Raw genomic sequence first — 26,258 nt, 5'->3', positions numbered from 1 at the left:
GACGAGCAGGGTCAGCGTGAACATCACCCGCATCAGTCCTCCACCTCGCATTCGTAGGGCAGGTCGTGCACGGGCCGGCAGCCCGCGGCCTTGACCCGCCAGCCGTCGTCGAAGCGGTGCAGGAACAGGGTGTCGCCGGCCAGCCGCACCTGGGCCTCCTTGCCCCACACGCTCACCTCGGTGACCGCGCCGCCGGGCCCCAGCTTGAGGTCGCCCAGCGCCTGGGCGCAGGTCTGGCCGCGGTCGGGCAGCTTCTCGGCGGTGCTCCGGGCCAGCAGCCCGCACGCGGCGTCCTCCTGGTGAGCCTCCAGGGCCGCATGGAAACGCTCGGCCGCGCGGGCGGGGGACGTCGTGTCCACGGCGCAGCCGGTGGCCGCCAGGACGAGCGCCGTCACGACGAACGGAAATCTCATGCGCCTCCCGCTACCCACCGGGGCGGCGGGCATGCTGGCCCGCGGGCGGGCTACCCGAGCTGGTCGAGCACCGGGGCGACCAGCGCGTTGAGCTCGCGGACCAGGACGAGCACGGCCCGGTGGGCACGCTGCTCGACCTCGTCGTGCGGGCCCTCGGGCTCCGGCGGGAGGTCGCCGAGCGGCACGGGCGCCTCGACGAGCAGCGTGGCGCGCAGGAACGGGATGCGGGCGAGGTCCTGCTGGCTCGGCTCGACGTACTGGCCGAAGGTCTCCTGCCAGCCCAGCCAGCCGCGGTCGCGCCACCAGGCGCGCGACCTGGTCAGCTCGGCGGGAAGCGGCGAGACGATCCGGACGCGCGCGAACAGGGTGCCGTCCCAGGTGTTGCGGTGGCAGGTGGCCTCCAGGACGCGGCGGTCCCAGCGCACGTAGCCGGGGGTGAGGGCGGGCGGGGTGGCCAGCCGCCAGGCCGCGCAGGCGAACCTGACCGGCGCGATGTCACCCCACTCGAACTCGTCGAGGTTCTTGCGCACGTGCACGGCGTAGCGCCCGTCACGGTCCCTGTCGAACTCCTGGTCGATCCAGAACGCCTTGCCCATGCCCCCTACGCTACGGCCCGGCGGCGCCTTCCCGGCGGCGTACGGGAGATCCGGCCTTGCCATCAATTGTGTGACCGTTTAAGCTCATCCGGTCAAACAATTGGAGGCAAGGTATGGCCAGAGCGGGCAGGCCGCCGCAGGACCCCGCGCGGCAGGCCGAGCGCGCCCACCGGATCCTCGACGCCGCCGCCGAGCTGATCCTGCGCTGGGGCTACGACAAGACCACCGTCGAGGACGTCGCCAGGCGGGCCGGGGTCGCCAAGGGCACGATCTACCTGCACTGGAAGACGCGCGAGGAGCTGTTCGCCGCGCTGCTGCGGCGCGAGCGGGTGCTCATGCTGGACCGGGTGCGCGACGGCGCGCCCGCCACCCTCGGCGAGCTGTTCGGGACCCTGGCCTCGGCGCTGCTGCACCGGCCGCTGCTGCACGCGGTGCTGCTCGACGACTCCGAGGTGCTCGGCAAGCTCACCCGGCTCAAGCGGCAGCGACCGGCGGCCGGCGGCCTCGAACTCGGCGGCCCCTTCGAGGCGTACCTGCGCGAGCTGGTCCGGCTGGGCGCCGTGCGCGCGGAGCCGGCCGAGCACGTCACGGTGATCGGCTCGATCTTCTACGGCTTCATGTTCCTGCCCGGCGCGCGCCCGGAGTCCGAGCGGCTGCCCGACGACCGCGTCGCCGAGCTGCTGGCCGAGACCGTCGAACGCGCGGTGGGCACCGGACGCGCGCTGCCGCCCGACGACGCCGCCGCCGTCGCGCGGGCCACGCTCGACCTCCTCGACGCCCTCGCCGACGTCGCCCGGCGCAAACTGGCGACATCCATGAGCCCGGCCAAGGAGCGCGTGAAATGAAGGCAGTCATCCCCCTCGACGACGAAGCCGCCGCCGACCTCGGCACCGCGGGCGGCAAGGGCGCCTCGCTGGCCCGGCTGGCCAGGGCGGGGCTGCCGGTGCCCGGCGGGTTCGTCGTCACGACGCAGGCGTACCGGTCGTTCGTGGCGGCGTTCGGCGACGAGATCGCCTCCAGCGGCGGCCCCGGCGCGCTGTTCGCCGCGCACGAGATCCCGGCCGGTCTGGCCGAGGAGATCCGGGCCGCGCACGCCGCGCTCGGCGACGACGTCGCGGTGGCCGTGCGCTCCTCGGCCACCGCCGAGGACCTGCCCGAGCTGTCGTTCGCCGGGCAGCAGGACACCTTTCTCAACGTCAGGGCCGACGGCCTGCTGGAGGCGGTCCGCCGCTGCTGGGCCTCGCTGTGGAACCCGCGCGCCGTCGCCTACCGCGAGCGCAACGGCGTCCCGCACGACGACGTGGCCCTGGCGGTGGTCGTCCAGGAACTGGTGGACGCCGACGCGGCCGGGATCATGTTCACCGCCGACCCGGTCACCGGCGCGCGCGACGAGATCGTGGTCAACGCCTCCTGGGGGCTCGGCGAGGCCGTCGTCGGCGGGCAGGTCACGCCGGACACGATCACCCTGTCGGGCGGCCGGGTCACCGGCTCGCGGGTCGCCGACAAGACCGTCATGACCGTGCGCACCGCGAGCGGCACCGGCGAGGAGCCCGTGCCCGAGGACCTGCGCCGCGCTCCCGTGCTCGACCCGGCGCAGGCGGTGGAGCTGGCCGCGCTCGGCGAACGGATCCAGGCCCTGTACGGCATGCCCATGGACGTCGAGTGGGCCAGGCGCGACGGCACGTTCGCGATCCTCCAGGCCCGCCCGATCACCGGCCTGAAACCGCAGGTCGAGGAGTGGAACGACAGCCTCAAAGGCGACTACCTGTGGACCGCGGGCAACCTGGGCGAGGCCATCCCCGACGTGATGACGCCGGCGACCTGGTCGTTCGTCCAGATCTTCATCCGCGAGGCCATGTCGGCCTCGGCGCTGCCCGGGTTCGACCTGGTGGGCAACATCGGCGGCCGCTTCTACATGAACCTCAGCGTCGTCCACTCCATCGCCGCCGCCCTGGGCATGCGGAGCAGGCTGGGCGCGGTCGAGCAGGTCTTCGGCAGGCTGCCGGCCGGCCTGGAGGTGCCGCCGGTGCGGCTGGCCCGCTGGGAGATCGTCCGGCGCGTGCTGCCGATGGCCGTCACCCTCCAGCGGCGGGTGCGCCGGAACATCAAGGACTTGCCCGCCTTCCTCGCCGCCTCCCGGCAGCGCTGCGAGGAGCTGCGCGAACGCGTCGCCGCCACGTCCTCCGGCGCCGAGCTGGCCGACCTGTGGACGTCCGCCATCGAGCCCCACCTGGTCACCTCCAGCCGCATGCTGGAGGCCGCCGGCCGCCAGGGCGGCGCCACGCTGGTCTGGACCCGCGACCGGCTGCGCAGGCTGATGGGCGAGGCGGACGCCGAGGCCATGCTCACCGGCGTCAACGCCGACGGCGAGCTGGCCAGCCTCGGGCCCGTCCTGGGCCTGGGCAGGCTGGCCAGGGGCGAGATCAGCAGGGAGGAGTTCGCGCTGGCCTACGGGCACCGCGGCCCCCACGAGTTCGAGGTCTCAAGGCCCCGGCCCGGCGAGGACCCGGCCTGGATCGACGCCCAGCTCGCCGGCCTGCGCGACCTGCGGGCCGGCACCGAGGCGCTGCTGGCCCGGCAGGAGAAGGCCAGGGCGGAGGCGTGGGCGCGGTTCGCCGCCCGCTACCCCGGCAAGGAGGCCCGGATGCGCGCCCGGGTACGGCGGTGGAACGCGGTCGTCCGCGACCGGGAGAGCGCCCGTTCGGAGAACATCCGGGCCTTCTGGGTGCTGCGGGCGTTCGTGGTGCGCGCCGGGGAGCTGACCGGGCACGGCGACGACCTGTTCCACCTCTACCTGGAGGAGATCCTCGACGTGCTGCGCGGCGACGCCTCGGCCCTGGCCCGGGTCCCGGTCCGGCGGGCGACCCACGAGCGGTACGCCGCGCTGCCGCCGTACCCGACGGTGATCGTCGGCCGGTTCGATCCCGTCCGGTGGGCCGCCGACCCGGGCCGCCGGGCCGACGTCTACGACGCCCGCGGCTTCGACGTCCCGGTCAGCGACACCGTGACCGGGTTCCCCGACGCGCCGGGCGTGGTCGAGGGCGTGGTCAGGGTCATCGCCGGCCCCGAGGACGGCGACCGGCTGGGGCCCGGCGAGATCCTGGTGACGACCCTGACGAACGTCGGCTGGACCCCGATGTTCCCGCGCGCGGCCGCCGTCGTCACCGACATGGGCGCGCCGCTGTCGCACGCCTCGATCGTGGCCCGCGAGCTGGGCATCCCGGCCGTGGTCGGCACCGGCAACGCCACCATGCGGCTGCGCGACGGCGACCGCGTCCGCGTGGACGGCGAGCGCGGCACGGTCGAGTTGCTCCAGTGAAAAGAGTGCGCCAAGTCGGCCGTCCTGCGGCTGCTGGTGTGTTCACTGGATGACCATGATCGAACAGTGGATCCTCGACGACGAGCGCGAGCTCGAAGCGCGCTGCGCCCGCTTCCGCCTCGCCCTGCTGGGCCTCGACCGCGACACCGCCCAGCCCGACCTCCAGGAGGCCCGGCAACCGGATGACCCCACCTGAACGGCACGACCCGCCTGACCTCCCGACCGGTCCGCCCGGGTGGGACGACCTGCCCAGTGCTCTCGTCCGGGAGGTCGAGCGGCGGCTCGGCCGGGCGGCGGCCGGCTTCGCGGGGCGGCACGGCGGCTTCACCGGCGGCGTGCGCGGCGTGCTCACGCTGACCGGCGGCGACGAGGTCTTCGTCAAGGCCGTGCCCGCCGGTTCGCCGCACGCGGCCGACTACCGGGCGGAGGCCGTGGTGGGCGCGGCCCTGCCGCCGGGCGTGCCCGCCCCCCGGTTCCTGTTCTCCTGCCAGGCGGCGGGGTGGGTGCTGCTCTGCTCGCGGGTCGCGCCCGGCCGGATCCCGCACGAGCCGTGGCACGACGACGAGCTGGCCGCCGCCCTCGCCCTGCTCACCGCGTGTGCCCGCGAGCTGACCCCGTCCCCGCTGGGCGGCCTGCCCACGCTGGCCGGGCGCATGTCGGGACGCTGCGAGCTGTGGAACACCCTCGACCCCGCCCGCGCCGGAGCATGGGAACGCGCCCGCCTGCCCCGCCTGGCCGCGGTCGAACGCCGCTGGACCGCCCTGGTCACCGGCGGCACGCTGCTGCACTTCGACCCGCGGTTCGACAACATCCTCATCGACCGCGACGGGACCGCCCGCCTGGTGGACTGGGGGCGGGCCTGCACCGGCCCGGCCTGGGCCGACCTGGTCTGCCTGCTGCTGCAGTCGGACCTCGGGCCGCGCGACCCCGAGCGCCTGCTCACCACGCACCCGCTCGGCCGCCGGGCGCCCGCCGACCAGGTGGACGCCCTCCTGGTCGCCCTGCTCGGCTACTGGACGCGCTCGGCCACCGCGTCCGCGCCGCCGGCGCTGCGCGACCGCCGCGAACGCTCCCGCCGCGCCACCCTCGCCTGGCTGCGCACCCGCTGGCTCTGAACGGGCCGCCGCCCGTCAGCGGCCGGTCAGCCGCCGACGTGGATGCCGGGCCGCCGCTGCGGCTCGGGCTCGACCTTGCGGATGATCTCGCGGACGACCGGCGCGGTGTCGCCGCGGCCCAGGATGAGGTAACGCAGCAGGTGGACCATCGGCGAGCCCTCGGCCCACTCGAAGTAGCAGTGGGGACGCACCCCGGTGCCGTCGCGCAGCGCCAGCAGCACGGCCGCGATCGCGTTGGGCGCGGCCGGGCTCTCCGCGCGCAGCACGCGGTGGCCGCCGACCTCGACGCCGCGCACCCGCAGCACGTCGCTGAAGCTGGAGGGGTCGATGACGTCGATCTCCAGGAACAGCACGTCGGCCCGGCCCGGCACCGGGTTCATGGACCGCTGCTCGCTCTCCTTGGCCAGGTACTCGGCCGCGTCGCCGGGGCCGCGCCGGTTGGCGATGATGTTGAGCGCGCCGTCGTGATTCAGCGAGTCGGTGACGAACCGGCGGGCCGCCTCGTCGAACTCGATCCGGTCGGCCCGCAGCTCGGTCGTGCGCGACACCCGCGAGATGAGCGAGATCGCGACGATGCCGAGGATGAAGAACGCCGAGATGGTGATGCCGTCGGGCTTCTCCCTGATGTTCTCCACCAGCGCGTAGACCAGCACCAGGGTCAGCACGGCGAAGCCGGCGACGGCCGGGGTCTGGCGGTGGCGGACGGCCGAGATGGTCACCGCCACCGCGCCGGAGACCATCATGGCCAGGATGCCGGTGGCGTACGCGCCGGCCTGGGCGTCGACGTCGGCGTTGAAGGCCAGCGTGAGCAGCACGCAGATGGCCGTGTAGACCAGCACGACGGGCCGGACGGCCTTGCCCCACTCGGGCGCCATGCCGTACGAGGGCAGGTAGCGCGGCACGATGTTGATCAGGCCGGCCATGGCCGAGGCGCCGGCGAACCAGAGGATGAGGATGGTGCTGACGTCGTAGACCGTGCCGAAGCCCTCGCCGAGCCGTTCGTGCGCCAGGTACGCCAGCGCCCTGCCGTTGGCCTGCCCGCCCGGCGCGAACTGCTCGGCCGGGATGAGCACGGTCGTGACGAAGCTGGTGGCGATCAGGTAGACGCTCATGATGAGCGCGGCCACGGTCAGCAGCTTGCGGGTGTTGCCGATGCGCGAGCGCAGCCGCTGCTCGGGGTCGTCGCCCTGGGCGGCCACGAGCGGCATCATGCTGACGCCCGTCTCGAACCCGGACAGGCCCAGCACCAGCAGCGGGAAGGCCAGCACCGCCGGGCCGAGCAGCCCGGTGAGGCCGCCGCGCCCGTCGAGCAGCGCGTCCGTCCAGTGCGACAGGGCCTGCGGGTCGGCCGCCACGTCGGCGAACCCGACGGCGACGACGACCGCGTTGAGCAGCAGGAACAGCGCCACCAGCGGGATCGCGACGCCGACCGCCTCGGTGAAGCCCATCAGGAACACGCCGCCGAGCACCACCAGCAGCACGACGGTGATGATCACCGCGTGCCCGTGCAGGAAGCTCGGGAAGTACGGGTTCTCCAGGATGTGCACCGAGGCGTCGGCGGCCGACAGCGTGATCGTGATGATCCACGACGTGGCCACGAACCCCAGCAGGACCAGCACGAACAGCTTGCCCCGCCAGAACGGCAGCAGGCGTTCGAGCATGGCGACCGACCCCTGCCCGTGCGGGCTCTCCTTGGCCACCCGCCGGTACATCGGCAGCATGCCCAGCAGCGTCAGCGCCACGATGAGCAGCGTGGCCAGCGGCGACAGTGCGCCGGCCGCGAGCGCGGCGATGCCGGGCAGGTAGGCCAGGGTGGAGAAGTAGTCGACGCCGGTCAGGCACATGACCTTCCACCACGGCTGCGGCTCGCCGTGGCCCTCGGCCGACTCCGGGCCGACGGGCTGGACCTGGTGCCGCAGCAACCATCGCGCCGTCCGGCTCGACGGCGGCCCGGTACGGCCCGCGCTCTCGACCGCTTCGGGTATGGCAAGCTCACCGGTACCGCTCACCGGAACTTCCTCTCGGGGACGCCGCCAACGAACGTCCCCACCTTAGGGGGTCGGATCTCGGCGGCGACCGGTGCGGTCCCGCCTAGAAGCCGTCCTTGCGGGGGTCGGCCGGAAGGGCGGCGGCGGCCGGGCCGTCCGGCGCGGCACCGGCCGCGCGCTCGGCCGGGTCCGGCACGGGCACCGGCTGCACCAGCACCAGCGTCAGGTCGTCACGCAGGTCGCCGGCGTGCTCGTCCAGCAGGTCGAGCAGGTTGGGCAGCGCGTGGTCGAGGCCGGGCGCGGCCAGGGCGTGCCGGACGTGCCGGTCGAGCGGGAACTCCACGCCGTCGGCGTCCCTGGCCTCGCTCAGGCCGTCGGTGTAGAGCAGCAGCCGCTGGGACAGGCCGAGCCCGGCGCGCCGCATCCGCGGCTCGGGGCCCAGGCCGAGCGGCGGCGAGGGCTCGGGCGGCTCCAATGCCTCCAGGCGGTGGCCGATGCGCAGGGGAGCCGGATGGCCGCAGTTGACCAGCCGCACCTCACCGGGCACGAACTCGGCCAGCAGGACGGTCACGAAGTCCTCCTCGCCCAGGTGCGGGACGAGGTCGGCGTCGAGCGCCGTGGCCAGCGCCACCAGGTCGGGCGCGTCGGGCGCGTGCCGCCGGAAGGAGGCCAGCACGACGGCGCTCAGCCGGACGGCCTCCATGCCCTTGCCCTTGACGTCGCCGACGATCAGCCGCACCCCCGAGGGCGCGACCAGCGCGTCGTGCAGGTCGCCGCCGATCAGCGCCTGGTCGGTGGCCGACCGGGTGTGGACGGCCAGGCTCATGCCGCCGAGCCGGGGCGGCAGCGGCCGGACGATCGCCTGCTGGGCCAGCTCGGCGATCTGCCGCACCCGGGACAACTCGCGCTCCTGGTCGCCCTGGAACCGGTGGGCGACGGACGCCAGCCCCATCGCGGGGGCGAGGACGAGCAGCCCCGTCAGCGGGTCGAAACCGGCGCGCCCGAAGGTGACATAGAGCGCGACAACCCCTTCGACCAGCAGGAACAGCAGGAACCAGCCTCGCTGTGAACGCATGGTGTGTCTCCGGTTATCGGCTTCTTCTTTCCGGACGCGGCGAACAGGGTGAGTAGCTACTTTCTCACTTTTAGTCACGCAGTGCATCAGGTTCCGGCAAGCTGCTGTCACAACTTCATCCGATAGGTGGCGATCACGATGGCAGGTAAGTGGCAGGCGGGCAACCTTCCAGCGGAACTCACGAGCCTGATCGGCCGCGGCGCGGAGCTGGAGCAGGTGCGCAAGGCGTGCCGGCGGTCGCGGCTGGTGACCCTGACCGGGGTGGGCGGCGTCGGCAAGACCCGCCTGGCCCTGCGCGCCGCCGCCGACCTGCGGCCCGACTTCGCCGGCGGGTGCTGGCTGGTCGAGTTGTCGCCGCTGGACGACGGGACCCTGCTGCCGCACGCCATCGCCGAGGCGCTCCGGCTCACCGACCAGACCACCAGGCCCATGTCCGAGGTGCTGGCCGAGCACCTGTTCGGGCGCGAGCTGCTGCTCGTGCTCGACACCTGCGAGCACCTGGTCGCGGCCTGCGCGGCGACCGTCGAGGGGCTGCTCGCGGCGGTGCCCGGGCTGCACGTGCTGGCCACCAGCCGCCGTCCGCTGGAGGTGGACCCCGAGCTGGTGATCGTGGTCGACCCGCTGCCGGTGCCGGCCGCGGGCGCGACCGCGCCGCTCGGCCACGACGCCGTGACCCTGCTCGTCGAGCGCGCCGCCGAGACGATGCCGACCTTCGAGATCACCGACACCAACCGCGACGACGTCGTGCGGCTGTGCCGCAGGCTCGAAGGCATCCCGCTGGCCATCGAGCTGGCCGCGGCCCGGCTGCGCGACCTGCCCTTGAGCCATCTGGCCGACCGGCTGGAGGACCGCTTCGCCACGCTGGAGGACGACCTCGCGCTCACCCAGGAGGCCGACCCGCCCTGGCACCAGGCATTGCGTACCGCCGTCGGGTGGAGTCACGAGCTGTGCGAGCCCGCCGAGCGGCTGCTGTGGGCGCGGGTGTCGGTGTTCGCCGGCGACTTCGACGCCGCGGCGGCGCGCCAGGTGTGCGCCGACGAGCGGCTGCCCGAGGCCGACATCGGGCTGCTGCTCGACGCCCTGGCCGACGAGTCGATCCTGACCTGGCTGCCGACCGGCTCCGGCGAGCGCTACCGCATGCTCGACACGCTGCGCGAGTACGGCGCCGGCTGGCTGCGCGGCCTCGGCGAGGAGGCGGAGCTGCGCCGCCGGCACCGCGCCCACTACCAGGACCTGGCCGTGCGCGGCGCGGCCGGCTGGCTCGGCGCCGGCCAGGTCGCCTGGTACGACCGGATGGTCGGCGAGCACGACAACCTGCGCGCCGCGCTGGAGACCGCGCTCGGCGAGCGGGACGGCCAAGCCGCCCTCGACCTGGCCGGCACGCTGGCCTTCTTCTGGTACGGCTGCGGCTACGCCAAGGAGGGCCGCCACTACCTGGGCCAGGCCCTGGCGCTCGACCAGGCCCCCGGCCCGGTCCGCGCCCGCGCCCTGTGGGCCGACGGCCTGCTCGCCGCCACCCAGGGGGACGCCGCCGCGGTCGAGGCGCGGGCCGAGGAGTGCGAGGCCGCCGCGGCCGACGACGACGCCTTCGCCGCGCTGTGCGTCAAGGCGCTGCGCTCGTCGGCCGGCGTGATCCGCGGCGACCTGGAGCAGGCGATGGCGGAGTCGGAGCCGGCGTACGCGATGCGCTGGAGCGGCGAGGAGCTGACGATCGCCGGGCTGCTGGCGCTGATGTGCCGGGCGGTCGCGCACACCGTCGCCGGCCGGATCGAGGAGGCGATCGCGGTGCTGGAGGACCTGCGCGCCCTGTGCGACCAGCAGGGCGAGCAGGCGATGCGCTCGCACGGCGACCTGCTGCGCGGCCAGGCCGAGCTGGCCCGCGGGCGGGTGGCGGCGGCCGTCGCCTACGGGCAGGCGGCGTTGCGCACCAAGCGGAGGCTGCACGACGACTTCGGCATCGGGCTGACCGTCGACCTGCTGGCGCTCGGCGCGGGGGCCGCGGGCCGGCCGGAGCGGGCGGCCCGGCTGCTGGGGCTGGCGCAGCGGATCTGGAGCAGCCACGGGCAGGCGCAGGCCAGCGTCCCGGCCTGGGTGGCGGCCCGGCAGGAGTGCGAGCGGCAGGCGCGCGAGGCCCTGGGCGACGACGCGTACGGGTCGGCGTTCCGCGCCGGGTACGACGGCGAGGTCGACGCCGGGATCGCGTACGCGCTCGAACCCGAGGGGGAGGGGCTGCCGAACGTGTGAGACCGCCGATCCTGGGGCTCCGACGTGGCGGAGGAGGCAGATGTTGCCTGCCTGGCGGTGACAACCTCACCCCTTGGATCCCTCGGCGTTACCACGGAGAGTAGGGAGACATCCGTACATGGGAGGCTGCATTGGACACCGCGCCACTTCCGTTCCCGGTTCCCGGCGAGCGGACGTCCGACACGATCCGCCGCCTGCGGGACGAGCACGGACCGGTCCTGCCCGTCCTGCTGCCGGGGGAGGTGAACGGCTGGCTGGTGACCTCCTACGAGGCGACGGACGAGGTGCTGGCCAACGACGAGGCGCTCTACAGCAAGGACGCCAGGAACTTCACCGGCCTTCATGACGGCACCGTCCCCGCCGACTGGCCGCTGCGCCAGGTCATCGAGGGCGACCACCTGCTGACCAAGGACGGCGCCGACCACCGGCGGCTGCGCAGCCTGATCAACCGCGCCTTCACCCCGGCCCGGGTGGCCGCCCTCGCGCCGCGCGTGCAGGAGATGACCGACGAGCTGCTCGACCGCATGGCCGGGCGGGACGGCGAGGTCGACCTCGTGGCCGCCTTCACCGAGCCGCTGCCGGTCGCCGTGATCTGCGAGCTGTTCGGCGTCCCGGGGGAGGAGCGGGCGCAGATCCGCGAGTGGACGGGGGTGATGTTGTCGCACGCCGCCGCCCCCGACGAGGTGAACGCGGCGGCCGGGTCGCTGCTCGGCTACCTGGCGGCCTTCATCGCGCGCCGCCGCCGTGAGCCGGCCGACGACCTGACCACCGGCCTGATCCGCGCCAACGAGGATGACGGCGGCCGCCTGTCCGACAACGAGCTGCTGTGGATCCTGTGGGTCGTGCTCGTCGCCGGCCACGAGACGACCGTGCACCTGATCGCCAAGGCGGTGGTGGCCCTGTGCGCCGACCCCGTCCAGCTCGACCGCGCCCGTACGGAGAACGCCTGGGAGCAGGTGGTGGAGGAGGCGCTGCGCAGCCGTAACTCGGTCGTCGGCCTGGTCTTCCGCTACCCGCTCAAGGACGTCACGGTCGCCGGCACGACCATCCCGGCGGGCCGGCCCATCGTCGTCGGGCTCACCGGCGCGGGCACCGACCCGGCCCGCTACGGTCCGGACGCCGGCCGCTTCGACCTGGGCAAGGCCAAGGAGGGGCATCTGGGCTTCGGCCGGGGCCCGCACTTCTGCCTGGGGGCGCCGCTGGCCCGGCTGGAGGCCAGGATCGCGTTGTCGTCGTTGTTCGGCAGGTTCCCGGGGCTGCGCCTGGCGGTGCGCCCCGAGGAGATCGCCTACACGGCGTCGATCATCACCGAGGGGCCGCTGGCGGTGCCCGTGCTGCTGCGCTGATTCTGCCTGTCAAACCGGCTTTCCGCGATTCGGAACAGGACGGCCGGGCCGAGGGTGACGTCCTTGGCCCGGCCGTTCCTGGCGTGCGGGATGCGGTGACGCCGCCTCGCTTCCCGTCGGCCTCTTGACATGATCTTCGCCGCAGTGGTCTCCTAGCGCCAGTTCGGAATAGCATTCCTCATGACGGAATAGGATGGGGATCTCCATGGTACGCGCGCATTCGACCGCCGGCCGGCCCTCGTGAGGGCTCTCGTCTTCACCGCCCCCGGCGTCGTGCAGCAGCGGGACGTGCCCGAGCCGGTGGCCGGGCCGGAGGAGGTGCTGGTGCACGTGGTCGCCGCCGGCATCTGCGGCAGCGAGCTGCACGGCGTGCAGACCCCCGGGTTCCGGGTGCCGCCGCTGGTCATGGGGCACGAGTTCGCCGGGCGCACTGACGACGGGCGGCCGGTGACGGTCAACCCGATCCTGTCGTGCGGCGCCTGCGACGTGTGCCTGATCGGCCGGCCCAACGTGTGCAGGAAACGGCAGATCATCGGCGTGCACCGGCCGGGGGCCTTCGCCGAGCGCGTCGCGGTGCCGGCCGCGTCCGTGGTGCCGCTGCCCGACGGGCTCGGCTGGACCGCCGCGGGCGTGGTGGAGCCGGCCGCGAACGCCGTGCACGCCTGGGGGCTGGCCGGGCGGCCGGCCGGGGCGCGCGTGGGCGTGATCGGCGCCGGGGCCATCGGCCTGACCTGCCTGCTGACCGCCCTGTCCGGCGGCGCGGCGAGCGTGGACGTGGCCGACCGCTCGCCCGAGCGGCTGGCCGTCGCCGCCGGGCTCGGCGGCGTGGCGGCGGGCGCCGAGCTGACCGGCGAGTACGACGTGATCTTCGACGCCGTCGGCGCCGCCGCCACCCACGAGCAGTCCCTGTCCCGGCTGCGCCCCGGCGGCGTGGCCGTCTGGCTCGGCCTGGCCGACCACGTCGCCGGGTACGACGCCGCCGACCTGGTGCGCGGCGAGAAGCGCGTGCTGGGCTCGTTCGCCTACGACGCGGCCGACTTCGCCGCGGCCGTCGGCCTGGTCGGCCGCTGGGACCTGAGCTGGGTCCGGACCTTCCCCCTCGAAGAGGGCGCCGAGGTCTTCACCCGGCTGATGAACGGCCAGGCCACCCCCGTCAAAGCCCTGCTGACCCCGGAATCGAGGTAACCCATGGCCCGCATCGTCCTGGTGGGCGCCGGCAGCATCACGTTCGCCAAGAACCTCCTCTCAGACATCCTGACATTTCCGGAACTGTCGGAGTCCACGATCGTGCTCCACGACATCGACCGGGCCCGGCTCGACACCGCCGCGGCGATGGCCCGCTGGATGGTCGCCGAGCTGGGCATCGGCGCCCGGATCGAGGCGTACGCCGACCGCCGGCCCGCCGTCGAGGGCGCCGACTACGTGATCAACGAGATCGCGGTGGGCGGCCTGGAGGCGGTCAGGCGCGACCTGGAGATCCCCGCCGCGTACGGCGTGCGCCAGACGATCGGCGACACCCTGGGCATCGGCGGCATCTTCCGCGCCCTGCGCACGATCCCCGTGATGGTCGGCATCGGCGACGACCTGGCCGAGCTCGCCCCCGACTCGGTGTTGTTCAGCTACACCAACCCGATGTCGATGATCCCGTGGTCGGTCTACGCCGGCACCCCGTTCAAGAACGTCGTGGGCGTCTGCCACGCCGCCCGCGACACGCAGAGCACGCTGGCCGCCATGGTCGGTGTCCCGGAGGAGGAGATCTCCTTCCTCACCGCGGGCGTCAACCACCAGGCGTTCGTGCTGCGCTTCGAGCGCGACGGCGAGAACCTCTACCGGCGGCTCGACGAGCTGATCGACCAGGACCCCGAGCTGCGGCGGCGGGTGCGCGTGGAGGTCTACCGCAACTTCGGCTACTTCCCGACCGAGTCCTCCGAGCACGGCTCGGAGTACCTGCCGTGGTTCCTGCCGCACGCCGAGGAGGTCGAGCGGTACCGCATCCCGATCAACGTCTACCTGGAGTGGCTGGCCGAGGGCTACGAGGAGTACGAGCAGTACAAGAGCTCGCTGGAGGCCGGCCGGGGCGTGCCGATCGAACGCGGCGACGAGCTGGCCTCGCTGGCCATCCACTCGATGGAGACCGGCACCCGCAGGCTGATCCACGGCAACGTGCGCAACGGCGGCCTGATCTCCAACCTGCCGCCGGAGGCCACCGTCGAGGTGCCCTGCCACGTCGACCGGTCCGGCGTGCGGCCGCTGCCCGTCGGCGAGCTGCCCGCCCAGGTCGCCGCGCTCAACCGGGCCTTCCTCAGCGTCGGCGAGCTGACCGTCAAGGCCGCCCTGGAAGGGCGGCGCGACCACGTCTACCAGGCCGCGCTGCTCGACCCCAACACCGCCGCCACCCTGCCGGTCCGTAAGGTCCGCGAGCTGGTGGACGCCCTCATCGAGGCCCACGGCGACCTGCTGCCCGAAGGCATCAGGAAGTGACCCTGCCCGACGCCGGCCTGCCGCTGTCCCGCTACCGTCCGGTGTCGCAGCTCCGGGTGGCCGTGCACGAGGTCGGCCGGGCCCGGCTGCCCGCCGTGGACGCCCACCTCCACCTCGGCCGCTGGCTGACCGAGGACGGCGGCTGGATGGTCGAGGACGTCCCCGCCCTGATCGGCATGATGGACGAGCTCAACCTGCGCGGCATGGTCAACCTCGACGGCCGCTGGGGCCGGGAGCTGGCCGAGAACCTCGAACGCTACGACGCCGCCCATCCGGGCCGGTTCGCCACGTTCTGCCACGTCGACTGGTCGCAGACCGCCACCCCCGGATTCGGCGAGCGGCTGGCCGCCCAGCTGCGCCGCTCGGTCGCCGAGGGCGCGGCCGGGCTGAAGGTGTGGAAGGACGTCGGGCTCCGGGTGCGCGACCACCGGGGCGAGCTGGTCCTGCTCGACGACCCCCGGCTGGACCCGCTGTGGGCCGCCGTGGGAGAGGCGGGCGTGCCCGTCGCCCTGCACACCGCCGACCCGGTCGCCTTCTTCCAGCCCGCGGACGAGCGCAACGAACGCCTCGAACTGCTGGCCGCCCGGCCCGACTGGAACTTCTCCGGGCCGGGGTTCCCGCCGTTCGAGCGGCTCATGGAGGCCATGGAGTCGATGGTCGCCCGGCATCCGGCCACGACCGTGATCGGCGTGCACGCCGGGTGCTGGCCGGAGAACCTGGGGTTCGCCGGCCGGATGCTGGACGCGTACCCGAACTTCCACATCGACATCGCGGCGCGCGTCGCCGAGCTGGGACGCCAGCCGCGCGCCACGCGGGCGCTCATGCTCCGCCACCCCGGCCGGGTGCTGTTCGGCACCGACGAGATCCCGCCGCACCCGGACGTCTACCGGATCCACTTCCGGTTCATGGAGACCGACGACGAGGCGTTCGCGCACTCCCTCGACGACCCGCCGCTGATGGGCCGGTGGACGATCTCCGGGCTCGACCTGCCCGACGACGTCCTGGAGCAGGTGTACGCGCGCAACGCGCTGCGGCTCGTGCCCCGGCTGGCCTGACCGGTCAGGGCGCGAGGGCGACGTCGAGGGCGGCCAGGCGGGCCGGGTCGGAGACGATGTCGATCTCGGTGATGCGCTCGCCGGACGTCGTGACGCGCAGCACCAGGAACAGCCGGCCGCCGCGCAGCACGCCGATGCCCGGCCTGCCGTCGACGAGCACGAGGTCGGCGAAGCGCGCGCCGCCGGAGTCGGTGAGCGTGCCCTGGGCCACGGGACGGGCGCCGCGCCGCTCGCCGCCCGACCCCGGCACGTCCGACCGGTGCAGCACGTCGGGGTCGAGGACCGCGAGCAGGGCGTCCAGGTCGCCGGCGCGGGCCGCGGCGAGGAAGGCGGCCACGAGCCTGCGCTGCCGGGCGTGGTCGGCGGCGGGCAGGACGGGCGTGCCGTGCACCCGCTGCCGCGCCCGGCTGGCCAGCTTCTTGGCCGTGGCGGGGGAGCGCGCCACGATCCGCGCGATCTCCCCGAACGGCACCGCGAACAGGTCGTGCAGCACGAACGCGACCCGCTCGGCCGGGCTCAGCGTGTCGAGGACGACCAGCAGGGCGAGCCCGACCGAGTCGGCCAGCACCGCCGCGTCGGCCGGATCGCCGTCATGGACGCTCACCTGGTCGAACCGCTCGCCCTCGACGAGCTGCTCGTCCCTGCGCCGGCGGGCGCGCAGCATGTCGAGGCAGACCCGGCCGACGATCGTGGTCAGCCAGCCGGGCACGTTCGCGACGCCGTCCGTGCCGGCGCGGGCGGCCCGCAGCCAGGTCTCCTGGACGGCGTCGTCGGCCTCGTCGGCCGAGCCGAGCATGCGGTACGCCACCGCCCGCAGATGGCTGCTGGCCAGGTCGAAATGGCCGGCCAGGTCGGCTTGCGCGTTCATCGGTCACCTTTCGTCGCGCCGGGTCGTCATACAGGCGGCTGGGCGACGACGGGGGGCGACCATGGCGGCATCCTAAGCCGTCCGGACGCGGTGAGGGGCCCCGGCGCACGAGCGCGCAGGGGCCTGCCGGCATGTCCCCAGGCGATCTTTCCGGTGACCGGTCACCTTTCCCGGGCCCGCGTCGTCAAGGTGGTGAGTCTTCATGAAGGAGTGGACGATGACGTACGACAAGCTGCGCACCGCGGTCGAGGGACGCGTGTGGCTGCCCGGCGACGAGGGGTTCGAGGCGGCGGCCAGGGCGTGGAACCTGACCGTGGCCCAGCCGGTGGCCGCCGTGGTCGAGGCGGCCGACGCCGGCGACGTGGCCGCCCTGGTCCGCCATGCCCGCGAGGAGGGGCTGACCGTCTCCGCCCAGCCGCGCGGCCACGGCGCGAGCGGCACCGCCGACGGCGTGATCCTGCTGCGCACCAACCGGCTGGACGAGCTGGAGATCCACCCGGCCGAGCGGCGCGCCCGCGCAGGGGCTGGCGTGACCTGGGGGGCGGTGCAGACCGAGGCGGGCAGGCACGGCCTGACCGGCCTGGCCGGCAGCAACCCCGCCGTCACCGTCACCGGCTACACCCTGGGCGGCGGCCTGAGCTGGTTCGGCCGCAGGTACGGCTGGGCGGCCGACAGCGTGCGCGCCTTCGACGTCGTGGACGCCGAGGGCCGGCCCGCCCGGGTGACGGAGGAGAGCGACCCCGACCTGTTCTGGGCGCTGCGCGGCGGCGGCGGCGACTTCGCGCTGGTGACCGCCGTCGAGTTCGACCTGTACGCCGAGCGCGCCCTGTACGGCGGCCGTCTGATGTGGCCCGGCCAGAAGGGGGCCGAGGTGTTCGCGGCCTTCCGCGAGCTGACCGCCGACGCGCCGCCCGAGCTGTCGTTGTGGGTGAACCGGGTCCAGTTCCCCGAGGCGCCCCCGATGGTGACCGTGGACCTGGCCTACCTGGGCGAGGCGGCCGAGGCCGAGGACCTGCTGGGCCGGCTCGCCAAGATCGACGGCGTGCTGAGCGACACGCGGGCCGCCATGGCCACGGCCGACCTCGGCGCGATCACCGCCGAGCCGACCGACCCGGCGCCCGCGGTGTCCCGTACCGAGCTGCTGACCGGGCTGGACGCCGGCGCCGTGGAGATCCTGCTGGCCGAGCCGGTCGGGCCGCTGGTCGCCATGCAGGTCAGGCACCTGGGCGGCGCGCTGGCCCGGCCGGGCGGCGGGGCCGGGGGAGCGCTGGCCGAGCCGTACCTGCTCTACCTGCTCGGCGCCGGGATCAGCCCCGAGCTCGGCCAGGCCGTGCGGGCCAAGCAGGACGCGGTCGTCGCCGCCCTGGGCGACCGGGTCAGCGGGCGCAAGCCGTACACGTTCCTGTCGCCGGGCGAGCGGGCGGCTCAGGCGTTCCCCGAGCCGGCGCTCGCCCGGCTGCGCGAGATCAAGCGGTCGCGCGACCCGCAGGGCGTGTTCCGCGCCAACTACCCGGTGCTGGACTGATCACCAGTTGGCGGGCAGGCCCGGCGTCGTGGCGGGCAGCGCGTGGCCGGGCGGGCGGATGACGTAGACGACGCCGCCGCTGCTCGAACTGCGCAGCCACACGTTCTCGAAGTCGGCGCGCGGATAGACGTGGCGGACGGCGTCGTTGCCGGACGAGGCGGGGTCGTTGGCGATCACGTCGCCCGTCGCGGTGAAGCCGACGATCACCATGAGGTGGCCGTCGGTGCCGTAACCGGCGCCGGGCAGCTCGCCCTTCTTGAACGACTGCGAGGTGATCACCGGGATGCCCGCCTTGATCAGCCGCTCCAGCTCGGTCAGCGTGCGCAGGCGGGTGACGAAGCCGTCCAGGCCGTAGCGGCCGGCGTAGGCGGTGTTGAACGGCCAGTTGCCGGCGCCCTGGTAGGCGTGGTCGTAGGTGTAGCGGGCCGCGTGGTCCACCTCGGGGTTCGGGTCGGACGGGTCCACCCAGGAGGTGTCCTGCGCGCTCGGCCACTTGTCCCAGTAGCCGAGCACCATCGTGGTCGAGGTCGGGCTGCACCACGCCTCGCCGCCGCCGTCCCATTCGGGGTAGTGGCCCGCGTGCACGTTCTGGGAGCGGCGCGGGACGTTCAGCTCGACGCCCCACGCCCCGCCGCCGGGGCTGACCGGGACGGTCTTGCGCTCGGGCACGTTCGAGGCCATCGCGCCGAACGTGCGCACCCGGGGCGTCACGGCCGTGCCCGGCCTGCGGTAGAGGGTCAGGCGGAGCTGGTACGCCGACAGCTGCCGCCCGGACGCCGCCACCAGCGTGTCCACGGCGACGGACCCGTCCGCGTCGCCCTGACCGGCCACGGAGGTGCGCAGGATGTCGCCCTCGGCGTAGGACCAGCGGCCGAGGACGTACCACTTGCTCAGCCCGGCGGTGTTCCTGGCCCTGGCCTCGACCTGCAGCCAGCTTCCCTGGGGCACGTCGGCCGTCCAGGAGGCGATCAGCTGGGTGGCGGGGAAGCCGACCGTGCGCTCGGGGCCGGTCCAGCGGGCGTACTCCCACGTGCTGGTGCCCAGGGCGTCGGTGTAGGAGGTGGTGCCGGCGGCCGCGGCGAACGACAGCCCGTCGGCGGCGGATGTGCCCTCGCCGGTGCCGGTGGCGAAGTCGGCCCGCTCGTAGACGACGTCGGGGACGACCGGCCCCGGCTTCGTCCCGGCGACGTCCTTCCCGGCGACGGCGACGGCGGGCGGTTGGAGGGTGGTGGCCAGCAGGAGTCCGGACAGGAGGACGGTCAGCGCGCGCATGAACCCACCTTGCTCGGAAGGCTTCGGATGCGCCCGACAGTAGGGACATCCGGCGGGCAAGACATCGGGAAATCTACGTATGGGTCATGAAGCTTTCCAGGCGCCGAAACTTTCTCTCCCGATCGGCGCAGCTCGTCGCGGTGTGTGCGGTGGTCGGTGGCGAAAGTTTCTGCATTCGATTGACATGTTTCGGCAGGGTCATCACACTCGCGATCGAGCTTCCCCTTACCGCCGCCCGCTTCGGAGGCAGAACATGATCAGGAAATTGCTCGTCCTGGGCGCCGCCTGCACGCTCGCCGCGGGCATCGCGGTGACCTGGGCCAACACCCCCTCCAACGCCGCCGACTGCAGCGGCGGCTACGTCGGCCTCACCTACGACGACGGCCCCAACCCGGCCACCACCTCCAGCCTGCTCAACGCGCTGACCTCCAACGGCCTGCGGGCCACGATGTTCAACGTCGGCCAGAACGCGCAGAACAACCAGGCCCTGGTCCGCGCCCAGCAGAACGCGGGCATGTGGATCGGCAACCACAGCTGGACCCACCCGCACCTGACGCAGCTGAGCGCCGCCCAGATCCAGTCCGAGCTGCAACGCACCCAGCAGGCGATCCAGCAGGCCACGGGCGCCGCGCCGAGGCTGTTCCGGCCGCCGTACGGGGAGACCAACGCCACCCTCCGGACGGTCGAGCAGCAACTCGGACTCACCGAGGTCCTCTGGGACGTCGACTCCCAGGACTGGAACGGCGCGAGCACCGCCCAGATCGTCCAGGCCGCCGGCCGGTTGCAGAACGGCCAGGTCATCCTCATGCACGACAACTACGCGACGACCGTCGCCGCGATCCCGCAGATCGCCGCGAACCTGCGCGCCCGCAACATGTGCGCGGGCATGATCTCGCCGGCGACCGGCCGGGCCGTCGCGCCCGACGGGAGCGGCCCGACCAGCCCGCCGTCGTCCCCGCCGCCCGGCGGCACCTGCACGGCGACCGTTTCCGCGGGCCAGCAGTGGGCCGACCGCTTCAACCTGTCGGTCACGGTCTCCGGCACGGACTCCTGGATCGTCACCGTCACCGTGCGCAGCCCGCAGAAGATCATCGCCACCTGGAACGGCACCCCGGCCTGGGACGGCACCGGCAACGTCATGACGATGCGGCCGAACGGCAACGGCAACACCTTCGGGTTCACCGTCCAGCACAACGGCAACTGGACCTGGCCCGCGGTCTCCTGCCGGGTGGGGTGAGGCCGGTCCCGGTATGGAATGCTCTCCGCCATGCTGATAAGGAACGGGACAATTGATGACATTTCCCCGATCGTGGCGTTGCACGTGGAGAGCTGGCGTACGGCCTACGCGGGCATCATGCCCGACGGTTTCCTGAACGGCCCCCTGGACGACGACCGGCTCGCGCTCTGGCGGGAGCGGCTGGACCCGCCCGTCCGGGGAGCGGGCCTGTTCGTCGGTCACGACGACGAAGGAAAGCTGCTCGGCTTCGCCTACCTGCTGCCGGCCCAGGACGGCCGCATCCTGCTCGACAACCTGCACGTGCGGCCGGGGAGCACGGGCTCGGGCGCCGGATCGCGGCTGCTGCGGCACGGGCTGGCCTGGGCGGCGGACGAGCATCCCGGCCGGGAGGTCTACCTGGAGGTGCTCAGCGCGAACACCCGGGCCATCGGCTTCTACGAACGGCACGGCGCACGCCGCACCGACGAGCGGATGTGCCGTTTCCCGCAGGGGTTCGAGCTGCCCGAGCTGGAGTACGCCTGGCTGAACTGACCCTCCGGCGACGCGCGCCGCAGGCGGTCAGGTGAGGGCGTCGCGCGTCCAGGAGCCCAGGACCAGCAGGGATTTGGTGCCGGTGACGTTGCCGGCCCGGCGCAGCCGGTCGATGACCTGCTGGAGGTGCCCGAGGTCGCGCACCCGTACGTGGATCAGGGCGTCGGGGTCGCCGGCGATGGTGAAGACGGCCTGCACCTCGGGCACGTCCGTCGCGGTGCGGACGATCTCGCCCACCGGCGTGGTCCCCGGGTACCGCAGCTCGGTGAACGCCTCGATGCCCCAGCCGAGCTTGGCGTAGTCGATCTGGACGGTGAACCCGGTGATCACCCCGATCTCCCTGAGCCGGTCGACCCGCCGCTTGACCGCCGCCACCGACAGTCCGACCTGGTCGGCCATCTCGGAGAAGGTGCGGCGGCCGTCCTCGCGCAGCAGCCGGAGCACCTGATGGTCGATGTCGTCGATGTCCGGCATGTGAGAATCCTCCTTGGTGACGCAAAGATCTTCTGCGCCAGAATCGCCCAGCTCACATTATTTGCGTCTTCGTTGTGGTTTCACGTCTGATACTTGCGCACAGTAGCTCTCCGTTGCTGTGCTGGGAAACCCCACATACGCATTGCCCGCCAGGAGGTTCGCGTGAGCGTGAACAGCGCGACCGTGTCGCTCGACGACAAGTACGCCGCGCCGGACGGCCGGGTGCTGATCTCCGGCATCCAGGCCCTCGTCCGGCTGACCCTCGAACAGCGGCGCCTGGACCGGGAGCGCGGCCTGAACACCAGGGCCTTCGTCTCCGGCTACCAGGGCTCCCCGCTAGGCGGCCTGGACCTGGAGATGGGCCGCGCGGCCCGTTTCCTGGACGAGGCCGGCGTCGTCTTCAAGCCCGGACTCAACGAGGAGCTGGCCGCGACGGCCGTGGCCGGCACGCAGCTCCTCGGCCAGGTCCCCGGCCGCAGCCACGACGGCGTCACCGCCTTCTGGTACGGCAAGAACCCCGGCCTCGACCGCGCCGCCGACGCCATCAGGCACGGCAACATGGCCGGCACCGCCGCGCTCGGCGGCGCGGTGGCCTGGATCGGCGACGACCCCGGCTGCAAGTCCTCCACCGTGCCCAGCTCGTGCGAGCCGATGTGCCAGAGCCTGTCGATGCCGCTGCTCGCGCCCGGCTCGGTCGCCGAGATCATCGAGTTCGGCCTGCACGCCGTCGCGCTGTCCCGCGCCACCGGCCTGTGGACCGGGCTGAAGATCGTCGCCGACATCGCCGACGCCTCGGCCACCGTCGAGCTGGGCGCGCCGTACGACATCCCCTTCCCCGACCACGCCGACCGCGGGAAGTCGCCGATCCTGGTCGGCCCCTCCGCCCTGGACGCCGAGTACGACCTGCTCACCCGCAGGCTGGAGCTGGCCCGCGACTACGGCCGAAGGCACGGGCTCAACCGCGTCATGCGCGACGCCCCCCGCGCCACGCTCGGCATCCTGGCCTCCGGCACCACGTACGCCGTGGTCCTGCGCGCCCTGGCCGACCTCGGCCTGGACGAGAACGCCACCGAGGACCTCGGGCTGCGCCTGATCCGGCTCGGCATGCCGTTCCCGCTGGCCGAGGCCGACCTGGCCGCCATGACCTCCGACCTCGACCGGGTGCTGGTGGTCGAGGACAAGGTGCCGTTCCTGGAAGGGCAGCTCAAGCAGGCCCTCTACGGCGGCGAGCGCGCCCCCGTCGTGTCGGGCCGGGACCTGCTGACCGCCCGCGGCACCCTCGGCGCCGAGGACGTCGCCAAGGCGCTGGCCGCCTGCCTCGGCCCCGACCGGCTCCCGCGCGGGACGGTCCACCTGTCCCGGCCCGCGTCCGCCGCGCGCCGCCTGCTGCCGATGGTCGCCGCGCGCACGCCGTACTTCTGCTCCGGCTGCCCGCACAACTCCTCCACCCGCACGTCCGACGACACGCTGGTCGGCGTCGGCATCGGCTGCCACGCCATGATCGCCCTCGACGGGCACGGCCGCGGCACCCAGATCGGCATCACCCAGATGGGCGGCGAGGGCGCCCAGTGGATCGGGCTCGCGCCGTTCACCCGGGACCGGCACTTCGTGCAGAACCTCGGCGACGGCACCTTCCACCACTCCGGCTCCCTGGCCGTGCGGGCCGCGGTGGCCGCCGGGGTGACGATGACCTACAAACTGCTCTACAACGACGCTGTCGCCATGACCGGCGGCCAGCGCGCCGAAGGGCGGCTCGACGTGCCCGCGCTCACCCGCTCGCTGGCCGAGGAGGGCGTGCGCAGGATCGTCATCACCACGCCCGAGCCGGAGACGTACCGCGGGGTGCGGCTCGCGCCGATCGCCTCCGTGCGGCACCGCGACGACCTCGCCGACGTCGAGCGGGAGCTGGCCGCGCTCGACGGCGTGACCGTCCTGCTGCACGACGACAAGTGCGCGGCCGAGGAACGGCGGCTGCGCAAGCGCGGCAAGCTGCCCACCCCGACGGCGAAGGTCGTGGTCAACGAGCGCGTCTGCGAGGGCTGCGGCGACTGCGGCGACGTCTCGACGTGCCTGTCCGTCCAGCCCGTCGAGACCGAGTACGGCCGCAAGACCCGCATCCACCAGCCGTCGTGCAACTCCGACCTGAGCTGCCTCAAGGGCGACTGCCCGTCGTTCCTGCTGGTCGAGCCCGGCACCAGGGCGCCGCGCGAGCTGCCGCCGCTCCCGGTGCGGCTGCCGGAGCCGGTCGTCCGGCTCGACGGCGACGCCGAGACGCTGATCCGGATGCCCGGCATCGGCGGCACCGGCGTCGTCACCGTCTCGCAGATCCTGCAGATGGCCGCCCACCTCGACGGCCTGCACGCCGCCGGCATCGAGCAGACCGGCCTCGCGCAGAAGGGCGGCCCGGTCGTCAGCGACGTGCGCATCGCCAAGCGGCCGGTGGACGGCTCGGTGCGCGCCTCCCGCGGCACGGCCGACGTGCTGATCGGGTTCGACCTGCTCGGGGCCGCCGCCGACGCCAACCTCGCCGTCGCCGCCCCCGGCCGGACGGTCGCCGTGGTGAACACCTCCATCGTGCCCACCGCCGCCATGGTCACCGGACGGGCGACCGTGCCCGGCTCCTCGGCCGACGCCGTGGTCAGGCTGGAGTCCGCCACGGAGGGTGCGGACAACCTGTACCTCGACGCGCACGAGCTGTCCGAGGCGCTGTTCGGCGACCACATGCCGGCCAACATGCTGCTGGTCGGCGCGGCGTACCAGCACGGCTGCCTGCCCGTCTCGGCCGCCTCGATCGAGGCGGCGATCAGGCTCAACAAGGCCGCCGTCGAGCAGAACCTCGCGGCCTTCCGCTGGGGCCGGGCCGCCGTCGCCGACCGTGAGGCGGTACGCCGGGCCGCGCTCGCCGAGCCCGCCGAGCGGCCCGAGACCGGCCTGGAGGAGACGCTGGCCCTGCGGGTGGCGGACCTGACCGGCTACCAGAACCAGACCTACGCCCGTACCTACGAGAGCGACGTCAGGCGCGTGATCGCCGAGGCGGCCAGGCGGGCGGGGGAGGAGGCCGGCGCGCGCGTCGGGCTCGCCTACGCCCGCTCCCTGCACAAGCTCATGGCCTACAAGGACGAGTACGAGGTCGCCCGCCTGCACCTCGACCCCGAGGAGCAGGCCAGGCGCGAGCGCGAGTACGGCGCCGACGCGGTCGTGTCCGTGCTGCTGCACCCGCCGCTGCTGCGCGCGATGGGCATGAAGCGCAAGATCCGGCTGCGCCGCTCCGCGCCGGTGCTGTTCCGCGGTCTGCGGGCCGCCCGCGTGCTGCGCGGGACCGCCCTCGACGTGTTCGGCCAGGCCGAGGTCCGCCGGGTCGAAAGGGAACTGATCACCGAATATCGTGATCTCATGCGTGCCGCCCTCGCCCGGCTGACCCCCGGCACGATCGACGCCGTCGCCGAGATCGCCGGCCTTCCCGAGTCGATCCGCGGGTACGAGGACATCAAGCTCGCCCGCGTCGCCGAGTTCCGTGAGCGGGCCGCGGCCGCCCTGGCCCGCCTCGCCGAAGCCGCACCCAAGGAGTCGTCGTGACCGTTGACCGCCTGCTCCCCGACCAGGACGCCAAGGACCTGATCGAGCTGACCCGCGACATCGCCGACAAGGAGCTCGCGCGCCGGGTCGACGAGCACGAGCGCGCGGAGACGTACCCGGAGGGGCTGTTCGCCACCCTCGGCGCGGCCGGGCTGCTCGGCCTGCCCTACCCCGAGGAGTTCGGCGGGGGCGGCCAGCCGTACGAGGTGTACCTCCAGGTGATCGAGGAGCTGGCGGCCCGCTGGGCGGCGGTCGCGGTGGCGACCAGCGTGCACACGCTGGCCTGCTTCCCCGTGGCCGCGTACGGCACCCCCGAGCAGCGCGAACGCTGGCTGCCCGACATGCTGGCCGGACGGATCGTCGGCGGCTACAGCCTGTCGGAGCCGCAGGCGGGCTCGGACGCGGGCGCGCTCACCTGCCGCGCCGAGCGCACCGAGAGCGGCGACTACCGCATCACCGGCAACAAGGCATGGATCACCCATGGCGGCATCGCCGACTTCTACGCCCTGTTCGCCCGTACCGGCGAGCGCATCTCCTGCTTCGTCGCGCCCGGCGCGGCCGAAGGGCTGACGTTCGGCCGCCCCGAGGAGAAGATGGGCCTGCACGCCGTGCCCACCACCAGCGCCCACTGGGACGGCGCCGTCATCGACGGCGACCGGCTGATCGGCGAGGAGGGCCAGGGCCTGCAGATCGCCTTCAGCGCCCTCGACTCCGGCCGGCTCGGCATCGCCGCCTGCGCCGTCGGCCTGGCCCAGGCCGCCCTGGACGAGGCCGTCGCCTACGCCAAGGAACGGCAGACCTTCGGCAAGCGCATCATCGACCACCAGGGCCTCGGCTTCCTGCTGGCCGACATGGCGGCGGGGGTGGACAGCGCGCGGGCGACGTACCTGGACGCCGCCCGCCGCCGCGACGCCGGCCTCGACTACAGCCGCCAGGCCAGCGTGGCCAAACTGGTCGCCACGGACACCGCCATGAAGGTCACGACGGACGCGGTCCAGGTGTTCGGCGGCTACGGGTACACCAGGGAGTTCCGGGTGGAGCGCTACATGCGCGAAGCCAAGATCATGCAAATCTTTGAGGGGACGAACCAGATCCAGCGACTGGTGATCAGTCGTCATCTGGCCAAGTAGCCTTTGACGTGCG

The 26,258-nt window shown here is 73.5% G+C and carries 21 protein-coding genes; 14 read left to right on the top strand and 7 right to left on the bottom strand.

The window, feature by feature from the left end:
- Positions 1 to 32: 32 nt before the first annotated feature.
- Both AB0J71_RS21130 and AB0J71_RS21125 read right to left on the bottom strand, forming a co-directional pair.
- Positions 33 to 413 (bottom strand): hypothetical protein, encoded by a 381-nt coding sequence (locus AB0J71_RS21130; protein ID WP_364415611.1) that lies wholly within the window; start codon positions 411 to 413, stop codon positions 33 to 35.
- Positions 414 to 463: 50 nt separating this feature from the next.
- Positions 464 to 1,009, bottom strand: a complete 546-nt coding sequence (locus AB0J71_RS21125) for a hypothetical protein (protein ID WP_352318877.1) — start codon at positions 1,007 to 1,009, stop codon at positions 464 to 466.
- A 113-nt stretch (positions 1,010 to 1,122) separates the two neighbouring features.
- On the opposite strand from AB0J71_RS21125, the gene AB0J71_RS21120 reads away from it, so the two are divergent.
- Genes AB0J71_RS21120 through AB0J71_RS21105 form a run of 4 tightly spaced genes read left to right on the top strand, consistent with a single transcriptional unit; the run spans position 1,123 to position 5,443 of the window.
- Positions 1,123 to 1,854, top strand: a complete 732-nt coding sequence (locus AB0J71_RS21120) for a helix-turn-helix domain-containing protein (RefSeq protein WP_352318876.1) — start codon at positions 1,123 to 1,125, stop codon at positions 1,852 to 1,854.
- Positions 1,851 to 4,328: a PEP/pyruvate-binding domain-containing protein gene (locus AB0J71_RS21115; protein WP_364415609.1), complete on the top strand. Its 2,478-nt coding sequence runs from the start codon at positions 1,851 to 1,853 to the stop codon at positions 4,326 to 4,328. The genes AB0J71_RS21120 and AB0J71_RS21115 overlap by 4 nt, the downstream gene beginning before the upstream one ends.
- 49 nt (positions 4,329 to 4,377) lie before the next feature.
- The gene (locus AB0J71_RS21110; RefSeq protein WP_352318872.1) at positions 4,378 to 4,524 is read left to right on the top strand and encodes a hypothetical protein; all 147 of its coding nucleotides are present in this window, start codon (positions 4,378 to 4,380) and stop codon (positions 4,522 to 4,524) included.
- On the top strand, positions 4,511 to 5,443 hold the full coding sequence (locus tag AB0J71_RS21105; protein ID WP_364415607.1) for a phosphotransferase: 933 nt from the start codon (positions 4,511 to 4,513) through the stop codon (positions 5,441 to 5,443). The genes AB0J71_RS21110 and AB0J71_RS21105 overlap by 14 nt, the downstream gene beginning before the upstream one ends.
- Before the next feature lie 26 nt (positions 5,444 to 5,469).
- Here AB0J71_RS21105 and AB0J71_RS21100 read toward each other — a convergent pair whose 3' ends face one another.
- Positions 5,470 to 7,452, bottom strand: coding sequence for an amino acid transporter (locus AB0J71_RS21100; protein ID WP_352318868.1), 1,983 nt, complete (start codon positions 7,450 to 7,452; stop codon positions 5,470 to 5,472).
- Positions 7,453 to 7,534: 82 nt separating this feature from the next.
- The gene (locus tag AB0J71_RS21095) at positions 7,535 to 8,506 is read right to left on the bottom strand and encodes a PP2C family protein-serine/threonine phosphatase (protein ID WP_364415605.1); all 972 of its coding nucleotides are present in this window, start codon (positions 8,504 to 8,506) and stop codon (positions 7,535 to 7,537) included.
- A gap of 126 nt (positions 8,507 to 8,632) precedes the next feature.
- Between AB0J71_RS21095 and AB0J71_RS21090 the strand changes: the two genes are divergently transcribed.
- From AB0J71_RS21090 to AB0J71_RS21070, 5 genes are all read left to right on the top strand, one after another.
- Complete coding sequence (locus AB0J71_RS21090; RefSeq protein ID WP_364415603.1) at positions 8,633 to 10,750, top strand: ATPase; 2,118 nt, start codon at positions 8,633 to 8,635, stop codon at positions 10,748 to 10,750.
- A gap of 131 nt (positions 10,751 to 10,881) precedes the next feature.
- Positions 10,882 to 12,096, top strand: coding sequence for a cytochrome P450 (locus AB0J71_RS21085; RefSeq protein WP_352318863.1), 1,215 nt, complete (start codon positions 10,882 to 10,884; stop codon positions 12,094 to 12,096).
- Between the two features lie 240 nt (positions 12,097 to 12,336).
- Positions 12,337 to 13,281 (top strand): alcohol dehydrogenase catalytic domain-containing protein, encoded by a 945-nt coding sequence (locus tag AB0J71_RS21080; RefSeq protein WP_364415601.1) that lies wholly within the window; start codon positions 12,337 to 12,339, stop codon positions 13,279 to 13,281.
- Positions 13,282 to 13,284: 3 nt separating this feature from the next.
- Positions 13,285 to 14,577 carry an alpha-galactosidase gene (melA, locus tag AB0J71_RS21075; protein WP_352318859.1) on the top strand — a complete coding sequence of 431 codons (1,293 nt, stop codon included), beginning with the start codon at positions 13,285 to 13,287 and terminating at the stop codon, positions 14,575 to 14,577.
- Positions 14,574 to 15,632 (top strand): amidohydrolase family protein, encoded by a 1,059-nt coding sequence (locus AB0J71_RS21070; RefSeq protein ID WP_364415599.1) that lies wholly within the window; start codon positions 14,574 to 14,576, stop codon positions 15,630 to 15,632. The genes melA and AB0J71_RS21070 overlap by 4 nt, the downstream gene beginning before the upstream one ends.
- 4 nt (positions 15,633 to 15,636) lie before the next feature.
- Here AB0J71_RS21070 and AB0J71_RS21065 read toward each other — a convergent pair whose 3' ends face one another.
- Positions 15,637 to 16,500 (bottom strand): sigma-70 family RNA polymerase sigma factor, encoded by an 864-nt coding sequence (locus AB0J71_RS21065; protein ID WP_352318855.1) that lies wholly within the window; start codon positions 16,498 to 16,500, stop codon positions 15,637 to 15,639.
- Between the two features lie 217 nt (positions 16,501 to 16,717).
- Here AB0J71_RS21065 and AB0J71_RS21060 point away from each other — a divergent pair, with 217 nt between their 5' ends.
- Entirely contained in the window at positions 16,718 to 18,025 is a 1,308-nt protein-coding gene (locus tag AB0J71_RS21060) for an FAD-binding oxidoreductase (protein WP_364415597.1), read from the top strand.
- Here AB0J71_RS21060 and AB0J71_RS21055 read toward each other — a convergent pair whose 3' ends face one another.
- Positions 18,026 to 19,297, bottom strand: coding sequence for a C39 family peptidase (locus AB0J71_RS21055; RefSeq protein ID WP_364415595.1), 1,272 nt, complete (start codon positions 19,295 to 19,297; stop codon positions 18,026 to 18,028).
- A gap of 253 nt (positions 19,298 to 19,550) precedes the next feature.
- Here AB0J71_RS21055 and AB0J71_RS21050 point away from each other — a divergent pair, with 253 nt between their 5' ends.
- Together AB0J71_RS21050 and AB0J71_RS21045 are read left to right on the top strand one after the other, a co-directional pair.
- On the top strand, positions 19,551 to 20,534 hold the full coding sequence (locus tag AB0J71_RS21050) for a polysaccharide deacetylase family protein (RefSeq protein ID WP_364415593.1): 984 nt from the start codon (positions 19,551 to 19,553) through the stop codon (positions 20,532 to 20,534).
- Between the two features lie 72 nt (positions 20,535 to 20,606).
- Complete coding sequence (locus AB0J71_RS21045) at positions 20,607 to 21,065, top strand: GNAT family N-acetyltransferase (protein WP_352318849.1); 459 nt, start codon at positions 20,607 to 20,609, stop codon at positions 21,063 to 21,065.
- A gap of 27 nt (positions 21,066 to 21,092) precedes the next feature.
- On the opposite strand, the gene AB0J71_RS21040 is transcribed toward AB0J71_RS21045, so the two are convergent.
- The gene (locus tag AB0J71_RS21040) at positions 21,093 to 21,539 is read right to left on the bottom strand and encodes an Lrp/AsnC family transcriptional regulator (RefSeq protein ID WP_352318847.1); all 447 of its coding nucleotides are present in this window, start codon (positions 21,537 to 21,539) and stop codon (positions 21,093 to 21,095) included.
- A 93-nt stretch (positions 21,540 to 21,632) separates the two neighbouring features.
- Between AB0J71_RS21040 and AB0J71_RS21035 the strand changes: the two genes are divergently transcribed.
- Positions 21,633 to 25,115, top strand: a complete 3,483-nt coding sequence (locus AB0J71_RS21035; protein ID WP_352318845.1) for an indolepyruvate ferredoxin oxidoreductase family protein — start codon at positions 21,633 to 21,635, stop codon at positions 25,113 to 25,115.
- On the top strand, positions 25,112 to 26,245 hold the full coding sequence (locus AB0J71_RS21030) for an acyl-CoA dehydrogenase family protein (RefSeq protein ID WP_364415591.1): 1,134 nt from the start codon (positions 25,112 to 25,114) through the stop codon (positions 26,243 to 26,245). Before AB0J71_RS21035 ends, AB0J71_RS21030 begins: the two co-directional genes overlap by 4 nt.
- Positions 26,246 to 26,258 lie beyond the last annotated feature (13 nt).

Source organism: Nonomuraea sp. NPDC049637, assembly GCF_040675235.1.
GTDB lineage: Bacteria > Actinomycetota > Actinomycetes > Streptosporangiales > Streptosporangiaceae > Nonomuraea.
The sequence above is the reverse complement of the archived record's forward strand: the minus strand, read 5'-3'. Positions and strand labels throughout refer to the sequence as shown.

Coding starts and splice junctions, on each gene's coding strand:
- AB0J71_RS21105 (WP_364415607.1), top strand. CDS start 4,511: ATGACCCCACCTGAACGGCACGACCCGCCTGACCTCCCGACCGGTCCG.
- AB0J71_RS21065 (WP_352318855.1), bottom strand. CDS start 16,500: ATGAACGCGCAAGCCGACCTGGCCGGCCATTTCGACCTGGCCAGCAGC.
- AB0J71_RS21120 (WP_352318876.1), top strand. CDS start 1,123: ATGGCCAGAGCGGGCAGGCCGCCGCAGGACCCCGCGCGGCAGGCCGAG.
- AB0J71_RS21110 (WP_352318872.1), top strand. CDS start 4,378: ATGACCATGATCGAACAGTGGATCCTCGACGACGAGCGCGAGCTCGAA.
- AB0J71_RS21115 (WP_364415609.1), top strand. CDS start 1,851: ATGAAGGCAGTCATCCCCCTCGACGACGAAGCCGCCGCCGACCTCGGC.
- AB0J71_RS21060 (WP_364415597.1), top strand. CDS start 16,718: ATGACGTACGACAAGCTGCGCACCGCGGTCGAGGGACGCGTGTGGCTG.
- melA (WP_352318859.1), top strand. CDS start 13,285: ATGGCCCGCATCGTCCTGGTGGGCGCCGGCAGCATCACGTTCGCCAAG.
- AB0J71_RS21050 (WP_364415593.1), top strand. CDS start 19,551: ATGATCAGGAAATTGCTCGTCCTGGGCGCCGCCTGCACGCTCGCCGCG.
- AB0J71_RS21125 (WP_352318877.1), bottom strand. CDS start 1,009: ATGGGCAAGGCGTTCTGGATCGACCAGGAGTTCGACAGGGACCGTGAC.
- AB0J71_RS21040 (WP_352318847.1), bottom strand. CDS start 21,539: ATGCCGGACATCGACGACATCGACCATCAGGTGCTCCGGCTGCTGCGC.
- AB0J71_RS21130 (WP_364415611.1), bottom strand. CDS start 413: ATGAGATTTCCGTTCGTCGTGACGGCGCTCGTCCTGGCGGCCACCGGC.
- AB0J71_RS21095 (WP_364415605.1), bottom strand. CDS start 8,506: ATGCGTTCACAGCGAGGCTGGTTCCTGCTGTTCCTGCTGGTCGAAGGG.
- AB0J71_RS21055 (WP_364415595.1), bottom strand. CDS start 19,297: ATGCGCGCGCTGACCGTCCTCCTGTCCGGACTCCTGCTGGCCACCACC.